General features: G+C 68.7%; 6 protein-coding genes and 1 tRNA gene. 3 read left to right on the top strand and 4 right to left on the bottom strand.

The window, feature by feature from the left end; translation table 11 throughout:
- Positions 1-29: 29 nt before the first annotated feature.
- Positions 30-290, bottom strand: coding sequence for a hypothetical protein (locus AVT10_RS15485; protein WP_066693485.1), 261 nt, complete (start codon positions 288-290; stop codon positions 30-32).
- A gap of 130 nt (positions 291-420) precedes the next feature.
- On the opposite strand from AVT10_RS15485, the gene AVT10_RS18380 reads away from it, so the two are divergent.
- The 3 genes from AVT10_RS18380 to AVT10_RS15475 all read left to right on the top strand — a co-directional run bounded on the left by AVT10_RS18380 (position 421) and on the right by AVT10_RS15475 (position 2372).
- Positions 421-536, top strand: a tRNA-OTHER gene (locus AVT10_RS18380).
- A gap of 13 nt (positions 537-549) precedes the next feature.
- On the top strand, positions 550-1941 hold the full coding sequence (locus tag AVT10_RS15480; RefSeq protein WP_066693482.1) for an ABC transporter substrate-binding protein: 1392 nt from the start codon (positions 550-552) through the stop codon (positions 1939-1941).
- Between the two features lie 5 nt (positions 1942-1946).
- Positions 1947-2372 carry a DUF4112 domain-containing protein gene (locus tag AVT10_RS15475; protein WP_084401786.1) on the top strand — a complete coding sequence of 142 codons (426 nt, stop codon included), beginning with the start codon at positions 1947-1949 and terminating at the stop codon, positions 2370-2372.
- Between the two features lie 121 nt (positions 2373-2493).
- Here the strand turns inward: AVT10_RS15475 and AVT10_RS15470 are convergent, their stop codons facing one another.
- The 3 genes from AVT10_RS15470 to nadC are packed head-to-tail and all read right to left on the bottom strand — an operon-like array spanning position 2494 to position 4514.
- Complete coding sequence (locus tag AVT10_RS15470; RefSeq protein WP_066693479.1) at positions 2494-3210, bottom strand: ribonuclease T2 family protein; 717 nt, start codon at positions 3208-3210, stop codon at positions 2494-2496.
- Positions 3210-3641, bottom strand: coding sequence for a hypothetical protein (locus AVT10_RS15465; protein ID WP_066693478.1), 432 nt, complete (start codon positions 3639-3641; stop codon positions 3210-3212). The genes AVT10_RS15470 and AVT10_RS15465 overlap by 1 nt, the downstream gene beginning before the upstream one ends.
- 30 nt (positions 3642-3671) lie before the next feature.
- Positions 3672-4514 carry a carboxylating nicotinate-nucleotide diphosphorylase gene (gene nadC / locus AVT10_RS15460; RefSeq protein WP_066693476.1) on the bottom strand — a complete coding sequence of 281 codons (843 nt, stop codon included), beginning with the start codon at positions 4512-4514 and terminating at the stop codon, positions 3672-3674.
- Positions 4515-4559 lie beyond the last annotated feature (45 nt).

Here is a 4559-nt window from a genome sequence, read left to right as displayed (position 1 = left end):
AATAACCCGGACCACCCGATGGGGGCTGCTCAACCGACCTTGCCTTGGTCCAGGTAGTGCGGGTCGGACGAACGGAAGTTCATCACCTTAAGGTACACGCCGTTGCGGTTGCGCAGGGTTTCACCCGTAGCGTTGCCCATGATCCGGTGAAGCTTGTTGAGGATCGCCGATACCTCATCGACTGCCTCGAAATCCTGCCCGGTAGGATTGCCGCTGGTTCGGACATATAGGTCGAGAGCGAGGATTAATTCATCGCGTGACCATACCGGGTTCCGGGGCTTCTTCTCCATGCGCTGATCGTAGAGCCGTGCCCGAAGGCATCAAGCGCGAATGCCTGCATTCCCATGTAATTCCTGTGTAAACAGTCCGGGAAAACGGGTGTAAAGGCGGGTAAAATTACGATCATCCGATTTGATAATACCGGACGTAAGGTACTAGAATCGTTAGGGGAAATGAGTGTTTGCGATCATTTCCCCCATCGACTTAAAATCCGCTTCCCATCGGGAGTGCGGGTTCAAGTCCCGCCGTCCGTACCAGCATGGAGGTGGCATGGCGCGCATCCTGATCCTCGCTCCCCTGCTGTTCGCGCTCGGCGCTTGCGATGGCGGGAACGACGAGCGGCCGGTGGTGGTCGATGCGATCGAGGACGGCGTGAAGGGCGATGCCGAGCGCGTGCTGTTGCGCAGCGCGCTGGCGCAGGGGCTGGTGCGCTTCGATGCCGCGGGGCAGGTCGAGCCGGGGCTGGCCGAGCGCTGGAACATGGTCGATGACGGGCGCAGCTACATCTTTCGGCTGGGCGATGCGACGTGGAGCGACGGGCGTCCGGTCACCGCCGAACAGGTCGTGGTGGCGCTGCGCCGTGCGGTGCGGGTCGAGGCGGGACATCGGCTGACTCCGTTCCTGCGGTCGATCGACGAGATCGTGGCGATGACGCCGCAGGTGATCGAGGTGCGACTGAAGCGCCCCAACACCGAATTGCTGACGCTGCTGGCCCAGCCCGAACTGGCGGTGATTCGCGGGCCGCAGGGCACCGGGCCGCTGCGCCGGTTGCGGGGCGAGGGCATCCGGCTGCGCGCACCGGCCGATCCGGAAGGGCCGGCGCCGGTCGCCGCCGACGAAGTCCGGCTGCGCGGTGCGCGGGCGGCGCTGGCGGTGGCGCGCTTTGCGAGCAAGCGCAGCGACCTAGTGCTGGGCGGAGACTTTGCCGACTGGCCGCTGGTCGCCGCCGCCAGTCCCCGGCCGGCGGACGTGCGGGTCGATCCGGCACGCGGGCTGTTCGGCTTTGCCTTTGTCGCGCGCGACGGGTTCCTGTCGAGCGCGCTCGGCCGGGCGGCGGTGGCGATGGCGGTGCAGAGTGCGAACCTGCCCGGCGCGATCGATGCAGGCTGGGGGCAGGCGGATACGCTGCTGCCCGAACGGCTCGATTCGGCGGCGGACCCGGCGCTGCCCGCTTGGCGCAACCTGACCGAGGAGCAACGCTGGGCGACGGCGCGGGCGCAGGTGACCGCCTATGGTCAGCCGGTGCGGCTGCGCGTCGCCCTGCCCAGGGGGCCGGGCGCCACCTTGCTGTGGGGACGGGTCGCGGTCGCGCTGTCGCGCATCGGGATTTCGGGCGAGCGGGTGGCGATGACGGCGCCGGCCGACCTGCGGCTGGTCGACCGGGTCGCACCCTATGACAGCGCGCGATGGTATCTGGCGACGGCGTGCCGCACTTGTTCGATGGACGCGATGACGCTGATCGCGGCGGCGCGCGATGCCGACAATCTGCCCGAACGCGCCCAGCGGCTGGCGACGGCGGACGCGGCGATGGCGGCGGACGTAGCGTTCGTGCCGGTCGCGCGGCCGTGGCGCTGGTCGCTGGTCGCGCCGCGGCTGCGCGCGTTCCAGACCAATGCGCGGGCGGTGCATCCGTTGAACCACCTGCGCGCCGACACCAGATAGGGTGCATGGCAAAGACGACCCGCATCTCGCCCGAACTGTTCGAACAGATTGCCGGGCATCTCGACAAGAACCCCGATGCCGTGCGCCGCCGCGTGGTGGCGATCGAGCGGCTGATGGAACGGTCGATGACCATTCCCGGCACGAACCATCCGGTCGGGCTCGACTTCCTGTTGAACTTCATCCCCGTGGTCGGCAGCTTCATCGGCGCGGCGATGGGCAGCTACATGCTGTGGGAGGCCCGCAACCTGGGCATGTCGAAGTGGCAGATGGCGCGGATGGCGGGCAATGTCGGCACCGACTGGGCGCTGGGGCTGATCCCGATCGTCGGGGCGGTGCCGGACTTCTTCTTCCGGTCGAACACCCGGAACCTGCGGATCATCCGCAAGCATCTCGACCGCCACCATCCCGCGACTGTGACGGTCGAGGGGTAGGTAGTTCAAGGCGGCGCTGGCCCGCTCCCCCACCCGGTCACCCATCCAGGTTACGCTGTGGGTGGCCGGGTGGGGGAGCGGGCCGGCACCGCCGGACGTGCCGTCGGCACGTCCGGCAAAACTATCCCGCCTGACGCCCGCCGCGCCAGATCTTGACGCGGGTGTTGGGGGTCACGCCGCCCTGATGCGCGGGGCAGGCGGTGTAGCGGCGGCGCTTGTCGAGGCAGAGCCACACTTCGTCCAGCCAGCCGCGCTTGTTGGTGGTGATCCGCATCGACTGCGCGGTCATGCCGGGATTGCGCCGGGCGATCGCGCTGGCGATCTGTCCGGCGGTCAGGTTGGGCCGGCGCGACAGGGCCATCATGTCGGGGAAGCGCAGCCGCTGGAACAGGGTGCGCGATTCGTCGAAATAGGCCGCCGGCGACACACCCATGCAGGTGCCGTGCTTGGCATATTCATGCTGGAGCAGCTGGGCCGAGGGGGTGACGCACAGGTTCCTGGCGATGACCGATTCGGGCAGGATCGGGGTGGTAGTGCAATATTGCGGCCAGTCCTTGCCCTCGCCATCGGGCCACAGGCCATGCAGCGTGAAGCCGAAGCGGTTGGCGCCGCCGCACTGGAAGCTGTTCCGCGCATCGTCGCGGCGGGTGCGGCAATATTCGGGGCTCCAGGTGATGGCGAGCGTATAGCTGCCGATCGGGAGGACGCGGCGCGGCTGTTGCGGCGTCGGCAGGTCGGGGCGCGGGCGTTCGATCTGCGCCGGCACCGAACATTGCAGCGTCTGCGCCTGTGCCCCGACGGGGGCGAGCAGGGCGAGGAGGGTGAGGGCCAGACGCATCAGATATCCTCGTCGACGATGGCGGGTGCGAACCACGCGGCGGCGTCGGGACGGAACAGGAAGGCGACCGCCGCCGTCTGCAACGCGACCGCGACGAGGCGGACGATGCCGCCGGCGTCGAGGATCACCGCGCCGGTCGAGAAGCCCAACACCAGGCTGCCGATCGCGAAGACGGTGAAGACGACGAGGATCCATTTGGCGACATTGCTGCCGCGCTGGGCGATGAAAAACCACAGCAGCAGCGCGATGACGACGCCGATGGCGATCATGCCGCCGGCCGCGACCGCCGCGGTCGACCCGAGCGCCGCCGTGTCGGGATTTTCCGCCAGCCGCGCCATGGTCAGCGGCCATTCGAGGATGTTGCCGATCAGCCCGACGGCGATCGAGGCGAGATAGAGCCGGTCGAACCGGACGATCGAAGACGGACGCATGAAGGCTCCCCCTGAAACAGCCGAAGCTGGTTATGCGGCGTCGAGGGTGAAATCCAGCCCGATATCGGCCGCCGGGGCCGACTGGGTCAGGCGGCCAACGCTGATATAGGTGACGCCGGTTTCGGCGATGGCGCGGATGGTGTCGAGCCGGACGCCGCCCGATGCCTCCGCGGGCACGCGCCCGGCGATCAGCGCGACGGCGGTGCGCAGGATCGGCGGGGCCATGTTGTCGAGCAGCAGATGCGTCGCGCCTGCCGCAAGGGCGGGTTCGATCTGGCTGATCGAATCGACCTCGACGATGATCCGGTCGATGCCGGCCGCCTTGGCGCGGGCGGTCGCTTCGCCCACGGACCCGGCGACCGCGACGTGATTGTCCTTGATCATCGCCGCGTCCCACAGCCCCATGCGGTGGTTGGTCGCGCCGCCCATGCGGGTCGCATATTTCTCGAGACTGCGCAGGCCGGGAATGGTCTTGCGCGTGTCGAGCAGGGTCACGCCGGTACCGGCGATCGCGGCGACATAGGTCGCGGTCAGCGTGGCGATGCCCGAGAGATGCTGGACGGTGTTGAGCGCCGAGCGTTCGGCGGTCAGCAGCGCCCGCGCATTGCCGCGCAGCCGCATCAGCGCGGTGCCGGCCGGCACGGCGTCGCCATCGGCGACCAGCGGTTCGATGGTCGCGCCGGGATCGAGATGGCGGAAGAAGGCGGCGGCGATGTCCAGCCCCGCGACGGTGATCGCGTCGCGGCTGTCCATGACGCCGGTGAACACGGCATCCGCCGGGATGACCGCGGCGGCGGTGATGTCGCCCGCCTCGCCCATATCCTCGGCAAGGGCGGCGGCGACGAAGGCGGGGAGGTCGAAACCGGGGATCATGGGGCGGGGGTCCGGGCTGGGGGGAGGGGGCGGTATAGAGGCGGG

Source organism: Sphingomonas hankookensis (assembly GCF_001619955.1).
In the GTDB taxonomy this organism is placed as follows: domain Bacteria; phylum Pseudomonadota; class Alphaproteobacteria; order Sphingomonadales; family Sphingomonadaceae; genus Sphingomonas; species Sphingomonas hankookensis_A.
This window is presented reverse-complemented; position numbering and strand designations above follow the sequence as displayed.